Source organism: Achromobacter sp. NFACC18-2, assembly GCF_900108985.1.
Lineage (GTDB): Bacteria > Pseudomonadota > Gammaproteobacteria > Burkholderiales > Burkholderiaceae_B > Achromobacter.
Window position 1 is genome coordinate 147,249 of the sequence record NZ_FNYM01000014.1, and the last position, 15,552, is coordinate 162,800.

Here is a 15,552-nt window from a genome sequence, read left to right on the forward strand (position 1 = left end):
GCCGCCGGGGTCGGGATGCCCGGCTCGGGTGCCGGGCCGGGGCCGGACGAGCGTCAGGCCGCTTCGCGCAGTGCGCGGGCCGCCTGCACCATGCCGATCAGCGCGGCCTGCGTTTCGGGCCAGGCGCGCGTCTTCAGGCCGCAGTCGGGGTTGACCCACAGACGCTCCTTGGGCAGCCGGGCGGCGGCCTTGTTCATCAGGTCCACCATCCAGCCCACCTCGGGTACGTTCGGCGAATGGATGTCGTACACCCCCGGACCGATGTCGTTCGGGTAGCGGAAGTCCTCGAACGCCTTGAGCAGCTCCATGTTGGAGCGGGACGTTTCGATCGTGATCACGTCCGCGTCCATCGCCGCGATGGACTCGATGATGTCGTTGAACTCCGAATAGCACATGTGGGTGTGGATCTGCGTTTCCTCGCGCACGCCGGCGGTCGACAGGCGGAAGCAGTCCACGGCCCAGTCCAGGTAGGCCTGCCAATCGGCGCGGCGCAGCGGCAGGCCTTCGCGGATGGCGGGCTCGTCGATCTGGATCACGCTGATGCCGGCGGCTTCCAGGTCAATCACCTCATCGCGCAGGGCCAGCGCCAGTTGCCGGCAGGTCTGCTCGCGCGGCTGGTCGTCGCGCACGAAGGACCACTGCAGGATGGTGACCGGGCCGGTCAGCATGCCCTTGACCGGCTTGTCGGTCAGCGATTGCGCATAGGACGACCACCCCACCGTCATGGGCGCGGGCCGGGCGACGTCGCCGAAGATGATCGGCGGCTTCACGCAGCGCGAGCCATAGCTCTGCACCCAGCCGTTTTTGGTGAAGGCGAAACCGGCCAGCAGCTCGCCGAAATACTCCACCATGTCGTTGCGCTCGGGTTCGCCGTGGACCAGCACGTCCAGGCCCACCTTCTCCTGGAAGCGGATGACTTCCTCGATCTCTTTGCGGATCGCGCTCTCGTAGGCGGAATCGGTCAGCGCGCCAGCCTTCCAGTCGCGGCGCAGCGCGCGAATCTCGGCGGTCTGCGGGAAGGAGCCGATCGTGGTGGTCGGATAGGCGGGCAGGCCCAGTTGCGCTTGCTGGCGAGCGATGCGGGCGGCAAACGGCGCGCGGTCGCGCGACACGCCCGCGGCCGCGGCCATGCGCTGCGCGACGGCCGGATTATGGATGCGGGTGGAGGCGCGGCGGGCGGCCAGGGCGGCGCGCTGCCGGACCAAGCCCTCCTGCACCGACGGATCGGTGGCGTTGCCCAGCGCACGGCCCAGCAGGCTCAATTCATCCAGCTTCTGGGTGGCAAAGGACAGCCAGCTCTTGAGCTCGGCGTCCAGCTCGGTTTCGTTGTCCAGGTCGACGGGCACATGCAGCAGCGAGCAAGAAGGCGCCAGCCACAGACGGTCGCCCAACTGGCGTGCGATCGGCGCCAGCGTGGCGATCACGGCGTCCAGGTCGGTGCGCCAGATGTTGCGTCCATTGATGATGCCCGCGGACAGGACCTGCCCGTCATTCAGACCGGCAACCACCTCAGCCAATTGTTCGGGCGCGCGCACCAGGTCCACATGCAGACCGGCCACCGGCAGGGCCTGCGCCGTCGACAGGTTGTCCTTCAGGCCGTCGAAGTAGGTGGCGACCAGCAGCTTCACGGGGCTTGCGGACAGCGTGGCATAGGACTGCAGGAACGCCTCGCGCCAGGCCTGCGGCAGGTCCAGCGCCAGGATCGGCTCGTCGATCTGCACCCACTGCACGCCCAATTTGCCCAGGCGCGCCAGCACTTCCTCATACACCGGCAGCAGCGTCTCCAGGAGTTGCAGCTTGCCGGCGTCGGCGGCGCCATCGGCAAAGGCGTCGCCCTTGCCCAGATACAGCCAGGTCAGAGGTCCGGGGATCACCGGCTTGACCTCCAGCCCCAGCGCCCGGGCTTCATTGACCTGTTCAAACAGGGATTCGCGCGCGATGCGGAAGGTCTGCCCGGGCACCAGCTCGGGGACGATGTAGTGATAGTTGGTGTCGAACCACTTCGTCATTTCGCACGCGGCGGCCGGGTTGCCGGACGGGGCGCGGCCGCGGCCCATGCGAAACAGCGTATCCAGCGAGACCGGTTCATTGTCTTTCTGGCCAAAGCGCGCGGGCACCGCGCCCAGCAGCGTCGTCCACTCCAGGATCTGGTCGTACCAGGCGAAATCGCCCGCCGGCACGAATTTCATGCCGGTGGCGGCCTGCAGCTTCCAATGCCGGGCGCGCAGCTCGCGGCCCGTTTCTTCCAGCGCTTCGGCGCTCTGCCTGCCAGCCCAGTAGGCCTCGACCGCGCGCTTGAGTTCGCGCTGGGCGCCGATGCGGGGGAACCCCAAATTATGAATCGTAGTCATGTGAACACCGCCATTCGACAAATTTTGTTCAAGTGACGATCATTCTGAGGCCAAATCAAAATGAATCAAAATCAATGTCTACATTCATAAGATGAAAAAATCTCATAAACTAGCGAGAACACCAACTTGTCCTGGCCCGGAGCCCGCAGCCTCCCTTCCCTGCCGGGATCCGGTTCGAACGCCCGAAATGATCGCACCCTCATGCTAGAAGTCCGCCATCTCGAAACGCTGACCGCCATCCGCGAAGGCGGCAGTCTCCAGGAAGCCGCCGAGCGCCTGCACCTGACGCAATCGGCCCTATCCCACCAGCTGCGCGACCTGGAAACCCGGTTGGGCACGCCCTTGCTGAATCGCCGGACCCGCCCAGCGCGGCTGACCACCGCCGGCCTGCGCGTGCTGGCTCTGGCCGACGAGGTTCTCCCCCGCATCCGCGCCACCGAACGCGACCTGCAGCGCCTGGCGGCCGGGCGCACCGGACGGCTGCACCTGGCGATCGATTGCCATTCCTGCTTCCAGTGGCTGATGCCGGCGCTGGACGCCTTTCGCGTCCAATGGCCCGATGTGGCCCTGGACCTGTCCGCGGCGTTCTCTTTTGCCCCGCTGCCCGCGCTGGTGCGCGGCGACCTGGACCTGGTCATCACGTCGGACCCGCAACCGCTGGACGCGGTGGAATACCTGCCGCTCTTCAAGTACGAGCTGGTGCTGGCGGTGTCCGAATCCAATCCGCTGGCCGCCAGCAAGTTCGTCATGCCGGAGCAACTGGCGGACCAGACGCTGATCACCTACCCGGTGGACAAGCAGCGCCTGGACGTCTTCACAGCCTTCCTGGACCCGGCGGACGTGGAGCCCGCCGCGATCCGCAAGGCGGAGCTGACGCCCATCATCGCGCAGCTCGTCGCCAGCAACCGGGGCGTGGCGGCCCTGCCCAACTGGGCGCTCACTGAATACATGAACCAGGGATGGCTGCGGCTTTGCCGCCTGGGCCCGCAGGGCGTGTGGCGCACGTTGTATGCCACCGTGCGCAGCGAGGACACGGATGCCTCGTACATCGACGAGTTCCTGACCATCACCCGCGACGTGTGCTTCAAGACCCTGTCGGGGATCAAGTCGGCGAAATAGCGGGACTTGCTTCGGCCTGCGGGCGCCAGCCCATGCGGGAACCGGCGTCAGTCTTCGTCGCCCTCGCCCAGGATGCGCCGGATCACGTCGTGCGCGAAACCGCGGCTGGCCAGAAACCGCGCCTGCTTGGCGTAGGCCGTGCGGTCATCGGGCTTGGCGCCGAAGCGCTTTTTCCAGACTTCCAGCGCCCGGTCGTATTCGGTGGCGCGAAGCTGGTCGCGCAGTTCGGCGACCTGGTTGTCGTCGACGCCGTGCTGGCGCAGTTCCTGTACGATGCGCGCCGCCCCTTGGCGCGAGGCGCGCCGATGGACCAGGCTTTGCGCGAAGCGTTCAGTGGACAGCCAGCCCTCTTTTTCGAGCGCATCGAGCACGGTGGCGACTTCATCGGGATCTTCTGCGTGGGGCGCAAGCTTGCGAGCCAGTTCTTCGCGCGCATGTTCGCGCCGCGACAGATAGCCCACCGCCCGCATCTTCAGCGACGGCCCTTTGCGGGCCGGTCTGCCGTCAGCGGGTGTCGCGTCGTCGCCGTCCGATTCGGCGCGTCGCGGACGACCTGCGCTGCGTTGTTCGGAGCTGCGTTGTTCGGAGCTGCGTTGCCAGACAGGGGCGCAATCATCGGCAGCGTCGTCCGCCACAACGGCGGGCTCGCGCGGCAGACGCGCATCGGAGGTGCGCCGCAAGCCTTGCGGTTTGGCGACCGTTTCGAATTCGTCATCCAGCTTGGCGCGTAGGCGCTCGGCTGACGCGGGAGTCGATTTCCAGCTCATGCGCGTTCCTGCTTGCTGTACACAATGCAAAACGGCAGGCCCGTCCAGGCGCCTGCCGCAGTTCGCCGATCCCGCATGAGGAACGGCAAGGGGTCTCGGCCGCAAGCGCGCTTGCGGCCGGTGAAGCGCCCCGGTTACTCGGCGGCGTCTTCCGCGGTGGGCACGAATTCGGCGGCGCGGCTAACAATGCCCTGGTTTTCGCGAACACGGTTTTCGATTTCGATGGCCATGTCCTTGTGCTCTTTCAGGTATTCACGGACGTTGTCCTTGCCCTGGCCGATGCGGTTGCCGTTGTAGCTGTACCAGGCGCCGGACTTGTCGACCACGTTGGCGGCCACGCCCAGGTCGATGATTTCGCCTTCACGCGAGATGCCGGCACCGTACATGATGTCGAACTCGGCCTGCTTGAACGGCGGCGCGACCTTGTTCTTGACCACCTTGACGCGGGTTTCGTTGCCGACGACCTCATCGCCCTTCTTGATGGAGCCGATGCGGCGGATGTCCAGGCGCACGGACGCGTAGAACTTGAGCGCGTTGCCGCCGGTGGTGGTTTCGGGGTTGCCGAACATGACGCCGATCTTCATCCGGATCTGGTTGATGAAGATGACCATGCAGTTGGTCTTTTTGATGGTGGCGGTGAGCTTGCGCAACGCCTGGCTCATCAGGCGGGCCTGCAGGCCGGGCAGCGAATCGCCCATTTCGCCTTCGATTTCAGCCTTGGGCACCAGGGCCGCGACCGAGTCGACGACGATGAGATCCACCGAACCGGAGCGCACCAGCGCATCGGTGATTTCCAGCGCCTGTTCGCCCGTGTCCGGCTGCGAGATCAGCAGGTCGGCCAGGTTGACGCCCAGCTTGGAGGCGTACTGGACGTCCAGGGCGTGTTCCGCGTCGACGAAGGCGCAGGTGCCGCCCAGCTTCTGCATTTCGGCGACCACCTGCAGCGTGAGGGTGGTCTTGCCCGACGATTCCGGACCGTAGATTTCGACCACACGGCCGCGCGGCAGGCCGCCGACGCCCAGCGCGATATCCAGACCGAGAGAGCCCGTGGAGACCACCTGGATGTCGTGCGAGACCTCGTTGTCGCCGTAGCGCATGATCGAGCCCTTGCCGAACTGCTTTTCGATCTGCGAAAGCGCCGCGGCAAGCGCCTTGGCCTTTTCCGAAGCGGCGGCCTTGGTGGTTTTGTCGTCCATGAGGAGTCCTGTCTGTAACGTATCTGGAAGTCGGGAAAATGCGGTTCTGACAGCGAAGTCAGACGGTCGAATCTGGCGGCCGGAGCGGACGGTTCCGTCGGCGCCTTGAGCTACGGATCAGATTATGGCATCGGATTGTACTGGACAAAAACCCAGTGTGCCAGTCTTTTGCACGTATACCCTGAGTGGCAAGCCCCGCGCCATATGACAGAATCCAGAGCGATCCCGGTATTTTCCCCTTTTTCCGCCGCCGGGCCGCCCCAGGCGGAAAGCGCGCCGCCCAGCGGCGGAAGGCGCGGCGGGTTTCATTCTTGCAGCAGCCCATGCGTATCCTAATCGCCGAAGACGACAGCATCCTGGCCGACGGCCTGTCCCGCTCGTTGCGCCACAACGGCTATGCCGTCGACGCCGTGCGCGACGGGCTCGCCGCGGATTCCGCGCTGGCCGCCCAGGCCTTCGACCTGCTCATCCTGGACCTCGGCCTGCCGCAACTGGCCGGGCTGGAAGTGCTGCGCCGCCTGCGCGCCCGCAATTCCGCCCTGCCCGTCCTCATTCTTACGGCCGCCGACAGCATCGAGCAGCGCGTCAAGGGCCTGGACCTGGGCGCGGACGACTACATGGCCAAACCCTTTGCGCTGTCCGAGCTCGAAGCCCGAGTCCGGGCGTTGACCCGGCGCGGCGCGGGCGGCGGCGCCACCATGATCAAGCACGGCCGGCTGCTGTTCGACCAGACCGGCCGCGTCGCCATCGTGGACGACCAGACGCTGGACCTGTCGGCGCGCGAGGTCAGCCTGCTCGAAATCCTCCTGACCCGCAGCGGTCGCATGGTCAGCAAGACCCAGCTCGTGGACCACCTCTGCGAGTGGGGAGAAGAAGTCAGCACCAACGCCATCGAGGTCTACGTGCATCGCCTGCGCAAGAAGCTCGAACCCAGCGGCGTGAAGATCGTCACCGTGCGCGGCCTGGGCTACTGTCTTGAGCGGGACCAGGGTGCGGCGTACCTCGCAAGCTGAGCCCTCGCCGGAGCCGCTCAACCAGGAAGCCCTGGATATCATGCAAGCCGGGTCCAAGGGCCCGAGCTTTGCGCCCCCGCAGCGTTCGCTGCTGGGCGAGATCCTGGACTGGATGCTGGCGCCCCTGTTTCTCCTCTGGCCGATGAGCGTCGCCATCACGTACGTGGTCGCGCAGAACATCGCCAACGTCCCGTATGACCGCGCGCTGGCCAACAACCTGCACGTCCTGACCCGGCAGGTCCACGCGCAGGAGGGGCGCGCGGTGCTGAAAATGACTGATGCCGCGCGCGACGTGTTGCGCGCCGACGAGACCGACAGCGTGTTCTGGCTGGCGCTGGGCAGCCGGGGCGAATACCTGGGCGGCGACCGCGCGCTGCCCCTGCCGACCACCGTCGGACAGCCCCGGCCGGGCGAGGTGCAGTACGAAGACGACACGCTGCGCGGCTTCGGCATCCGGCTTGCGTTCACGTGGGTGGACCTGCACCTGCCCGGCACGCAGCCCGCGCTGCTGATCGTGGCCGAGACCGTCGAAAAGCGCACGCAGTTGGCCAACGACATCATCAAGGGCGTGATCATTCCGCAGTTCGTGGTGCTGCCCATCGCCGTGCTGCTGGTCTGGTTCGGCCTGTCGCGCGGGGTCGCGCCGCTGAATGCGCTGCAGCAGCGGCTGCGGGCGCGGCGGCCAGACGACCTCTCGCCCATTGACGAGCGCGCCGCGCCGTCCGAGATCGCGCCGCTGGTCGCGGCCATGAACGACCTGCTGGACCGCCTGTCCGCCAACGTGCAGGCGCAGCGCCGCTTCGTGGCCGACGCCGCGCACCAACTGAAAACGCCGCTGGCCGGATTGCGCACGCAGGCCGAACTGGCGCTGCGCGATGCCAGCCCCGAGGAAATGCAATCCAGCCTGCGCCAACTGGTGACCGGCTCGGAACGCGCGACGCGGCTCGTCAACCAGTTGCTGCTGCTGGCGCGCGCCGAGAATCCCAGCGCCATCGGCCTGACGCGCACCGACATCAACGCCATCGCCTACGAACAGACCATGCACTGGGTCCCGCTGGCGCTGTCGCTCAGCACCGACCTGGGCTTCGAGGGCTCGGATACCCCGGTCGAAATCAATGGCAACCCCCTGCTGCTCGCCGAACTGCTCAACAACCTGGTGGACAACGCCTTGCGCTACACGCCCAGCGGCGGCCACATCACCGTGCGCGTGCTGCAGGCGGAGGGCCAGGGCGTGCTCGAAGTCGAGGACTCGGGCCCGGGCATCCCGCCCGACGAGCGCGAGCGCGTGTTCGACCGCTTCTATCGCGTGCTGGGCACGTCGTCCGATGGCAGCGGCCTGGGCCTGGCCATCGTGCGCGAGATCTCCCAGAAGCACCGGGCGACCGTTGTGATCGGCGACCATCCATCCGAATATTCCGACCTGCCCGGGACCCGGATCCGCGTCGCTTTCCCCCTCTACTCCCCCGCTTCCGAGCCGCTGGAAAGCTAAGGACTATCCCTAGCCTCCCCAGGGAAGCTTACTATTTGTTTCAATTTTAAGATTCAAGTAAGGGTCACGTCAGAACCTCGTCAGGGTCGCCCCGCAATGTGACGCATAGCTCGATGTCGGCCCCGCCGGCGGAGGGTGATGCACGGCGGAAAACCGCCGGCCAAAAACGAGGAGACATCATGAGCACAACTACCATGGCAGGCCGCGGTCCATCCGCGGAACCGCGTCCGATGACCAAGGAGGAGCGCAAGGTCATCTTCGCGTCATCGCTCGGCACGGTGTTCGAGTGGTATGACTTTTATCTGTATGGCTCGCTCGCGGCCATCATTGCCCAACACTTTTTCTCTGGCGTAAATCCCACCGCGGGGTTCATCTTCGCGCTGCTGGCCTTCGCAGCCGGTTTCGCGGTGCGTCCTTTCGGCGCGCTGGTGTTCGGCCGGCTCGGCGACCTGGTCGGACGTAAGTACACCTTCCTGGTCACGATCGTGATCATGGGCCTGTCCACGTTCCTCGTGGGCATCCTGCCCAGCTACGCCAGCATCGGCCTGGCGGCCCCCGCCATCCTGATCATCCTGCGCCTGCTGCAAGGCCTGGCACTGGGCGGCGAATACGGCGGCGCGGCCACCTACGTCGCCGAGCACGCCCCGCACGGACGCCGCGGTTTCTACACGTCGTGGATCCAGACCACCGCAACGCTGGGCCTGTTCCTGTCGCTGCTGGTCATCCTGGGCATCCGCACGTTCATGGGCGAAGATGACTTCAAGGCCTGGGGCTGGCGCATTCCGTTCCTGATCTCGGTGGTGCTCCTGGGCATCTCGGTGTGGATCCGGCTGCAACTGAACGAATCCCCCACCTTCAAGCGCATGAAGGAAGAAGGCAAGGGCTCCAAGGCGCCGATCGCCGAATCGTTCGGCCAATGGAAGAACCTGAAGGTCGTGCTGCTGGCGCTGCTTGGCCTGACCGCCGGCCAGGCCGTGGTCTGGTACACGGGCCAGTTCTATGCCCTGTTCTTCCTGACGCAGACGCTGAAGGTCGACGCCAACACCGCCAACATCATGATCGCCATTGCGCTCCTGATCGGCACGCCGTTCTTCGTGGTGTTCGGCGCGCTGTCCGACAGGATCGGCCGCAAGCCCATCATCATGGCGGGCTGCCTGATCGCCGCAGCGACCTACTTCCCGATCTTCCAGGGCCTCACGCACTTCGCCAATCCGGCGCTGGCAAAGGCGCAAGCCACCGCGCCGGTCACGGTGATCGCCGATCCCAGCACCTGCTCGTTCCAGTTCAACCCGGTGGGCACGGCGTCGTTCACCAGCTCGTGCGACGTGGTCAAGTCGTTCATGGCCCGCAACTCGGTGAACTACCGCAACGAAGCGGCCCCCGCCGGCTCGGTGGCGCGCGTGAAGATCGGCAACGATGAGTTCGCGTCGTTCGACGGCAAATCGATGGCCCCGGCCGAATTCAAGGCCAAGGCCGCTGAACTCGACAAGGCGCTGACGGCAGCCATCCGCAGCCACGGCTACCCGGCCAAGGCCGACCCCGCCCAGACCAACAGCGTCATGGTCGTGGTGCTGCTGACCATCCTGGTCCTGTTCGTGACCATGGTGTACGGCCCCATCGCCGCCATGCTGGTCGAAATGTTCCCGACGCGCATCCGCTACACCTCGATGAGCCTGCCCTACCACATCGGCAACGGCTGGTTCGGCGGCTTCCTGCCTCCCGTCGCATTCGCGGTGGTGGCGGCCACCGGCAACATCTACGATGGCCTGTGGTACCCGATCATCATCGCGGTCATGACCCTGGTCATCGGCACGCTCTTCGTGCGCGAGTCCAAGGACAACGACATCAACACCTGATAGACCATCCCCCGCCGGGCGGGACTGCTGCGCCTGCCCGGCCTTTCAAAAGCTCCTTATGGAGCTTTTTTTTTGCGCCCCACTTTCAGGACCATGTCAGACCGGCGCCGGTAGACTGAGCGCTCAGATTACGGCCTTGCGCAAGATTGCCTGACGATTGATCCCCCTGTCAGACGATTGCAGGGCTGGTGTTCTGACACCGATACCGCGTTCCCCGCGAGCCTTTTATGACGCGGTATTGCGTGCTCCCGTACCGGCCCGACTCTTCACTGAGCCGGGCCGCTTTTTTTGGCCCGCCCAAAAGAATGGCGGCCGCAAACGCAGCCGCCACCATCTAGCCTCGATCCTCGCAGCCGGCCTGGCGGCCGGCGTCGATCATCGACGCATGCCCACGCCGATCGCCACCACGCCCGCCACGATGGCGGCAATGCCTGCCCAGGTCGGGATCGGCACCGACTTCTCGGTTTCCGCGGTTGCCTTCACGGAACCGATCTGCAGGACCGTTTCCTCGGACTTGTAGCTGAAGCCCTTGTACGCCAGGGCGGCCACGCCCAGGACGATCAGGATCGCGCCAATGATTTTCATGTTTTCTCTCCAAGTGCACGCTGGTGCGCCGGACATTACCGGATAGGCCGACCCGTGTCAGTGACAGAACGTGTCGTCTGTTGCCGACGCGTCAAGCCGCTTCGGCAAAGCGGCCGCGTCGTATAGAATCAACCCTTTTGGCCGACGCTCATGTGGTTCAAGAATCTCAAGATTTATCGCCTCTCCTCGCCCTGGACTCTGACGGGCGAGCAGCTTGAAGAAACGCTGGCGCGCCATGCCTACCAAGCCGGCAACAACCTGGAAATGCAAAGCCTCGGATGGGTTCCTCCGCGCGAAAACGGCGGGCTTGCCCACGAGGTCAATGGCCAGATACTGCTTAGCCTGCGCGCGGAAAAGAAGCTTCTGCCCGGCACCGTGATCAACCAGGTCGCCAAGGCGCGCGCCCAGGAGATCGAAGAGCAGCAAGGCTACAAGCCGGGCCGAAAGCAGATGAAGGAAATCAAGGAGCGCGTCACGGACGAGCTCCTGCCGCGCGCCTTCAGCGTGTATCGCGACACGCGCGTGTGGATCGACCCGAAGAACAACTGGCTGGTCATCGACGCGGCCGCCTCGGCCAAGGCCGACGAAGTCATCGGCCTGCTGGCCAAGTGCGTCGATCCCTTCCCGCTGGAAAACCTGTACGTGGCCCAATCGCCCGCCTCGGCCATGACCGGCTGGTTGGCCGAAGACGAGGCCCCGACCAACTTCACCATCGACCAGGACACCGAACTGCGCTCGTCCGGCGAAAGCGGCGCGGCGATCCGCTACGTCAAGCACTCCATCGATGCCGATGACGTGCGCCGTCACATCCAGTCGGGCAAGCAGTGCACCCGCCTGGCCATGACCTGGGCCGACCGCGTGTCGTTCGTGCTGACCGAGGGACTGGACGTCAAGCGCGTTGCGCCGCTGGACGTGCTGAAGGAAGGCAACGAAGGCATCGCCGCGAACGACGACGAGAAGTTCGATTCCGACATGATGCTCATGACCGGCGAGCTGGCCAAGATGATGGCCGAGCTGGTCGAAGCGCTGGGCGGCGAAAAGAAGGTCTGATCCTTCCCTCGCGTGGACATGCACAGGGCCGCCCTTTTCGGGGCGGCCTTTTTTCATGCGGCGACGCTGCGGTCGCGGCCGGCCTGCTTGGCGCGGTACAGCGCCTGGTCGGCGCGATCGATCAGATAGGCGTAGTCGGGATGCCCATCGAAAGTCGCCACACCGATGCTGGCCGTCACGGGCAGCGCGCCGGACTCGGCAATCGTGAAGCGGTGCCGGCGGATCTCGGCGTTGAGCTTTTTGGCGGCGGCGAGCGCCGCCTCTCCTCCGGTGTCCACCAGCACGACGAGAAACTCTTCGCCGCCATATCGGAACACGAAGTCGCTCGAGCGACAGGTCTGGTGCACCAGCTCGGCGAACTGGCGCAGAATCTGGTCGCCGCCCGAATGGCCGTACTCGTCGTTGATGGCCTTGAAGTGATCAATGTCCAGCAACAGCACCGAAAAGTCCGAGCGCTGGCGCCGCGCAATCGAGATCTCGCGCCCGATGACCGACGGCAGGAAACGCCGGTTGAGCACGTTGGTGAGCGGATCGCTGCCGCTTTCGATCTCGGCCACCATGTCGAACAGACCGTTGAGCAGATGCTTGATGCGCGCCACCAGCTCCTGCAGTTCCCGCACCTGGTCCGGCAGCGAGCCTTGCCCCGGCGCGTCGCCGTGCATCATCCGGGGCAGCACCGTGTCATCCAGGCGCGCCACGGCGTCCATGATCTGGCGCAGGGCCGGGGCGCTCTCGAAGAGCACCGCGCCCTTGTGCTGCAGCCACAGGCCGAATTCGGATGCGGCCAGGCGCGGCAGCGCCTGCTCGGGCGTCCGGTAATGCAGGCCGATCAGCACCGCCTGGCTCCATTCGAGCAGCGCGGCCCGTTGCCGTTCCCGCTCGGTGGATATGTTCTGCCCCAACGCGAAGAGACGATAGGCCTCGTCGTTGCGGGCCCCGCGGTTGATGTCGCGCATGAAGGCGCGGCTCATCTGCTCGATCGCGAGGTCGAAGAGATTGCAGACATATTGCGTCGCCACGGATGCGGCCTTGCCGTCCAGGTCGCTGGCGCGCAGGCGTTGAGCGATCTCGTTCTTCAGGACGCGGGCGCCGGCCATCACCAGATGGATCGGAATGTGGACGCGCGCATGGACCTCGCCGACCTTCTTCTGCGTGGCCATCAGGACGTCGATATCGCCCTGGTCGCGCACACAGAGCAGGCCGTGCAGCCAGTGCTTCATGCCGCTGTGCAGGCGGGTCGAGACGATTTCATGGGAGAGCCGCGGCCCCGCCTCGGCATCGGCGAGCAAGGTGGAATAAAAGGCGTCCACCAGTTGCGTCGCGCTGTCGGCCACCACCGCCGCGACCTGCCCGCGCGTATAAGGATCGACCGACTGATAGACGGCTTCCCAGGCTTGCGCGTTGGATGCGCTCAGGTAGCAATCCTGGCCGCTGGGCGCAGCGACGCCGGCCGGAGAAGGAGGAACACCGGTACTGCTCGAAGACATAAGCTCATCCGCCCAAGAACTGCCTGCGCGCGCGGTTGGGGCACGCGCCTGAAAACCAGGGCGGATTATGCTTGAATTCTCCGTGGCAAGGCCGCTGGCGCGGCCGCGTCACGGGCGGACCGCGTCAATCCAGGCCGTGGAAGACGGAATCGTCCGGGCCGATGTGCGACGGATGTTGCCAGGTCACGTCGCGCAGCGAATGCTGCACCAGGCCCTCCACGCCCAGCAGCACCGCGAAGATCGCCATGCGGATGGGAATGCCGTTGTCGGTCTGGCGGAAGATCGCCAGGCGCGGGTCATGGTTCAGGTCCACGCTCAGGTCGTTGGCGCCCGGCCGGCTGTCGCGCGGCAGCGGGTGCATCACGATCGTCTCGGGGCTGCAATAGGCGTCGATGATGGCGCGGTTGATCTGGAAGTCCGGCGTGTAGCCTTCGTTCTCTTCGTTGGCGAAGCGCTCTTTCTGCACGCGCGTCGCGTAGATCACGTCGGCGCCCGCCAGGCCTTCGGCCAGGGAGGACTTCTGTTCGATGATGTTGCCGTTGCGGCTGGCCTGCTCGACGACGTAGGTCGGCATCTCCAGGCCCTTGGGCGACACCAGCGAGAATTTCACGTTCTTGTACAGCGCCATCAGCTTGATGAGCGAGTGCACGGTGCGGCCGTACTTCAGGTCGCCGACCATGGCAATGTGCGCGCCGTCCAGCAACTTACCCAGGCGCGAAAACTCGGTCAGGATGGTGTAGAGGTCCAGCAGGGCCTGGCTGGGGTGCTCGCCGGGGCCGTCGCCGCCGTTGACCACGGGAATGTTCGTGGCCCGAGCGAATTCGGCGACCGAACCCTGGTCGGGGTGGCGGATCACCATGGCGTCGACGTAGCCGCTCATGACGCGGCTGGTGTCGTAAATGGACTCGCCCTTGGCCATCGAGGAAAACGTGAAGCCGGTCGTGTCGCAGACCGAACCGCCCAGGCGGCAGAACGCGGATCCGAAGCTGACCCGCGTGCGGGTGCTGGCCTCGAAGAACAGGTTGCCCAGCACGGCGCCTTCCAGGACGCGCGACACCTTCTGGCGGCGCGCGATGGGCTGCATCATGTCGGCCACGCGGAACAGGTCTTCCACGGAATCGCGCGTGAACTGGTCCACCGACAGCAATTGGTGCTTGCCTTCGACGGCAATGCGGTCACGCAGGGGACCGTCTTGTACGCTTTGCGTATATTTTTCCAGCAAAACGCCGTTCTGCACGATCTCGCTGACGAATCGCTGCACCACTTCCGGCATGGCGCGGAATTCCTGCGAGCCCTCTGGCAACAGCCAGGTATCGAGGGCGCGGCGCTTGACGCCGATGCGGGTCGCGAACACGTCGCGGGTGAGGTTGAGGCGGCGCATGGCGTCGCGCAGAAAGGCTTGCTGGGAGATGCTCATGACGGGCCCCAAGAAGAGGAGTTATATACGCAGTGCGCATATTATTCCGTGCAACTACACAAGTCCAACAATTTTGCGCACTCGGGTTAACCCGAGTATTTTCAGCGTTGCGCGTACACCGCAGCCTGCGGCGCATCCGTGACCGCCTGCCCGGCCGCAAGCCAGCACGCGCCGCAGAACGCCAGCGCGCTGGCCAGGTAACACAGCACGGCCAACAGCTGCGCAGGCCAATGGCCGCGCGTCAGGTGTCCGGTGTAGCCCTGACGCAACAGGCTGACCTGCGCCAGATAGGCAAACACCACGCCCAGGCAGGCCAGCAGCAGGCCGGCCAGAAAGAGCAGCAGGGGAATCTGCAGGTCGGGCGCGGCAATGTCGGCGCCCACGATCCCCAATGAAAATCCAACCAGGATCAGGGCTGCGCCCCCGTTCAGCCACCCGAGAAAGCGGAACGCACCCGAAAACAGCGCAAAAGCCATGCCGCTGGCGCGGATCTGCTGGGTGCGAGGATCCATGGGTCAGCCGCCGCGGGCGCTACGGCAAACCGGCGTGGCGCTCTGGATCGACTTGCGCGCCGCCTCGATCTCGGCCTCGTCCCAGCGCCCTTCGCCCAGCACCGTCACCGTGACCTTGGCATTGGCGGGCCCATCGGCCTCCGCCGAAATCAGCTCCAGCACCGTGGCGGGCTGGCCGACCTTGTAGAGCTGGATTTCGTCCGGCGCGCCTTTCTCGCCCAGGGTGTGGCGCCATGCATAGGACACGCCATAGGGGTGCTGGACCTGCGTATGGCACGCGCGCACGTATTCACCGGCGCGGCGGAAGGCCGCCTGGTAATTGGTGTCGACGCTGAAGGTTTCCTTCTTTGCGGTTTCGGACTCGTAGACCCCGGTGCTGGCGCAGCCGGCCAGCATGGCCGCCAACGTTACACCCACCCACACAGACTTGCGCATGATTCTTCCCGCCATTGCTATTCGGACTTTCGCGATTATGCCAGCGGCTGCAAAAAGGCCACGCCCGAAATGCCGTTTACATTTCTCGCGTGGCCTGGGGCCGTCATGGCGGCAGCGGCGTGCGCCGCCCTACTTCTTTTCAGCAGCCTGTTCGATCTTTTCGCCGCCACGCTGTATATCTTTTCCGGCGCCGGCGACGGTGTTGCATCCCGCCGAAAGCGCAGCAATCGAAAGCAACATGACGAGAAAGACTCTGTTCTTCATGGACTTCTCCT

Annotated in this window: 14 protein-coding genes; 5 read left to right on the plus strand and 9 right to left on the minus strand. The window is 65.4% G+C overall.

The window, feature by feature from the left end; genetic code table 11:
- Positions 1 to 53: 53 nt before the first annotated feature.
- Entirely contained in the window at positions 54 to 2,351 is a 2,298-nt protein-coding gene (gene metE / locus BMW75_RS20840) for a 5-methyltetrahydropteroyltriglutamate--homocysteine S-methyltransferase (RefSeq protein ID WP_092581675.1), read from the minus strand.
- A gap of 201 nt (positions 2,352 to 2,552) precedes the next feature.
- On the opposite strand from metE, the gene BMW75_RS20845 reads away from it, so the two are divergent.
- A complete protein-coding gene (locus BMW75_RS20845) occupies positions 2,553 to 3,470 on the plus strand; it encodes a LysR family transcriptional regulator (protein WP_092581676.1) in 918 nt (305 codons plus the stop codon).
- Positions 3,471 to 3,517: 47 nt separating this feature from the next.
- Here the strand turns inward: BMW75_RS20845 and recX are convergent, their stop codons facing one another.
- Together recX and recA are read right to left on the minus strand one after the other, a co-directional pair.
- On the minus strand, positions 3,518 to 4,237 hold the full coding sequence (recX, locus tag BMW75_RS20850; RefSeq protein ID WP_092581677.1) for a recombination regulator RecX: 720 nt from the start codon (positions 4,235 to 4,237) through the stop codon (positions 3,518 to 3,520).
- A gap of 134 nt (positions 4,238 to 4,371) precedes the next feature.
- Entirely contained in the window at positions 4,372 to 5,433 is a 1,062-nt protein-coding gene (recA, locus tag BMW75_RS20855) for a recombinase RecA (RefSeq protein ID WP_063952854.1), read from the minus strand.
- Between the two features lie 323 nt (positions 5,434 to 5,756).
- On the opposite strand from recA, the gene BMW75_RS20860 reads away from it, so the two are divergent.
- The 3 genes from BMW75_RS20860 to BMW75_RS20870 all read left to right on the plus strand — a co-directional run bounded on the left by BMW75_RS20860 (position 5,757) and on the right by BMW75_RS20870 (position 9,791).
- The gene (locus BMW75_RS20860; protein ID WP_006225021.1) at positions 5,757 to 6,446 is read left to right on the plus strand and encodes a response regulator transcription factor; all 690 of its coding nucleotides are present in this window, start codon (positions 5,757 to 5,759) and stop codon (positions 6,444 to 6,446) included.
- A 112-nt stretch (positions 6,447 to 6,558) separates the two neighbouring features.
- Positions 6,559 to 7,935, plus strand: a complete 1,377-nt coding sequence (locus tag BMW75_RS20865; RefSeq protein WP_092581714.1) for a sensor histidine kinase — start codon at positions 6,559 to 6,561, stop codon at positions 7,933 to 7,935.
- A 194-nt stretch (positions 7,936 to 8,129) separates the two neighbouring features.
- Positions 8,130 to 9,791: an MFS transporter gene (locus tag BMW75_RS20870; protein WP_371467479.1), complete on the plus strand. Its 1,662-nt coding sequence runs from the start codon at positions 8,130 to 8,132 to the stop codon at positions 9,789 to 9,791.
- Positions 9,792 to 10,166: 375 nt separating this feature from the next.
- Here the strand turns inward: BMW75_RS20870 and BMW75_RS20875 are convergent, their stop codons facing one another.
- Positions 10,167 to 10,376 (minus strand): hypothetical protein, encoded by a 210-nt coding sequence (locus BMW75_RS20875; protein WP_008164281.1) that lies wholly within the window; start codon positions 10,374 to 10,376, stop codon positions 10,167 to 10,169.
- Positions 10,377 to 10,526: 150 nt separating this feature from the next.
- Here BMW75_RS20875 and BMW75_RS20880 point away from each other — a divergent pair, with 150 nt between their 5' ends.
- Entirely contained in the window at positions 10,527 to 11,426 is a 900-nt protein-coding gene (locus BMW75_RS20880) for a recombination-associated protein RdgC (RefSeq protein ID WP_076519736.1), read from the plus strand.
- Between the two features lie 53 nt (positions 11,427 to 11,479).
- Here the strand turns inward: BMW75_RS20880 and BMW75_RS20885 are convergent, their stop codons facing one another.
- The 5 genes from BMW75_RS20885 to BMW75_RS20905 all read right to left on the minus strand — a co-directional run bounded on the left by BMW75_RS20885 (position 11,480) and on the right by BMW75_RS20905 (position 15,541).
- Positions 11,480 to 12,913: a diguanylate cyclase gene (locus BMW75_RS20885; protein ID WP_092581679.1), complete on the minus strand. Its 1,434-nt coding sequence runs from the start codon at positions 12,911 to 12,913 to the stop codon at positions 11,480 to 11,482.
- Between the two features lie 124 nt (positions 12,914 to 13,037).
- Positions 13,038 to 14,330: an aspartate carbamoyltransferase gene (locus BMW75_RS20890; RefSeq protein ID WP_076519734.1), complete on the minus strand. Its 1,293-nt coding sequence runs from the start codon at positions 14,328 to 14,330 to the stop codon at positions 13,038 to 13,040.
- Positions 14,331 to 14,431: 101 nt separating this feature from the next.
- Positions 14,432 to 14,842 carry a hypothetical protein gene (locus BMW75_RS20895; RefSeq protein ID WP_092581680.1) on the minus strand — a complete coding sequence of 137 codons (411 nt, stop codon included), beginning with the start codon at positions 14,840 to 14,842 and terminating at the stop codon, positions 14,432 to 14,434.
- A gap of 3 nt (positions 14,843 to 14,845) precedes the next feature.
- The gene (locus BMW75_RS20900; protein WP_076519732.1) at positions 14,846 to 15,277 is read right to left on the minus strand and encodes a BPTD_2524 family lipoprotein; all 432 of its coding nucleotides are present in this window, start codon (positions 15,275 to 15,277) and stop codon (positions 14,846 to 14,848) included.
- Positions 15,278 to 15,406: 129 nt separating this feature from the next.
- Positions 15,407 to 15,541, minus strand: coding sequence for an entericidin A/B family lipoprotein (locus tag BMW75_RS20905; protein ID WP_076521982.1), 135 nt, complete (start codon positions 15,539 to 15,541; stop codon positions 15,407 to 15,409).
- Positions 15,542 to 15,552 lie beyond the last annotated feature (11 nt).

What these genes read in the sequence shown, in the direction of transcription:
- BMW75_RS20890 (WP_076519734.1), bottom strand. Translation starts at nt 14,330, where the DNA reads ATGAGCATCTCCCAGCAAGCCTTTCTGCGCGACGCCATGCGCCGCCTC.
- BMW75_RS20885 (WP_092581679.1), bottom strand. Translation starts at nt 12,913, where the DNA reads ATGTCTTCGAGCAGTACCGGTGTTCCTCCTTCTCCGGCCGGCGTCGCT.
- BMW75_RS20860 (WP_006225021.1), top strand. Translation starts at nt 5,757, where the DNA reads ATGCGTATCCTAATCGCCGAAGACGACAGCATCCTGGCCGACGGCCTG.
- BMW75_RS20895 (WP_092581680.1), bottom strand. Translation starts at nt 14,842, where the DNA reads ATGGATCCTCGCACCCAGCAGATCCGCGCCAGCGGCATGGCTTTTGCG.
- BMW75_RS20900 (WP_076519732.1), bottom strand. Translation starts at nt 15,277, where the DNA reads ATGCGCAAGTCTGTGTGGGTGGGTGTAACGTTGGCGGCCATGCTGGCC.
- metE (WP_092581675.1), bottom strand. Translation starts at nt 2,351, where the DNA reads ATGACTACGATTCATAATTTGGGGTTCCCCCGCATCGGCGCCCAGCGC.
- BMW75_RS20905 (WP_076521982.1), bottom strand. Translation starts at nt 15,541, where the DNA reads ATGAAGAACAGAGTCTTTCTCGTCATGTTGCTTTCGATTGCTGCGCTT.
- BMW75_RS20870 (WP_371467479.1), top strand. Translation starts at nt 8,130, where the DNA reads ATGGCAGGCCGCGGTCCATCCGCGGAACCGCGTCCGATGACCAAGGAG.
- recX (WP_092581677.1), bottom strand. Translation starts at nt 4,237, where the DNA reads ATGAGCTGGAAATCGACTCCCGCGTCAGCCGAGCGCCTACGCGCCAAG.
- BMW75_RS20865 (WP_092581714.1), top strand. Translation starts at nt 6,559, where the DNA reads ATGCTGGCGCCCCTGTTTCTCCTCTGGCCGATGAGCGTCGCCATCACG.
- BMW75_RS20875 (WP_008164281.1), bottom strand. Translation starts at nt 10,376, where the DNA reads ATGAAAATCATTGGCGCGATCCTGATCGTCCTGGGCGTGGCCGCCCTG.
- BMW75_RS20845 (WP_092581676.1), top strand. Translation starts at nt 2,553, where the DNA reads ATGCTAGAAGTCCGCCATCTCGAAACGCTGACCGCCATCCGCGAAGGC.
- BMW75_RS20880 (WP_076519736.1), top strand. Translation starts at nt 10,527, where the DNA reads ATGTGGTTCAAGAATCTCAAGATTTATCGCCTCTCCTCGCCCTGGACT.
- recA (WP_063952854.1), bottom strand. Translation starts at nt 5,433, where the DNA reads ATGGACGACAAAACCACCAAGGCCGCCGCTTCGGAAAAGGCCAAGGCG.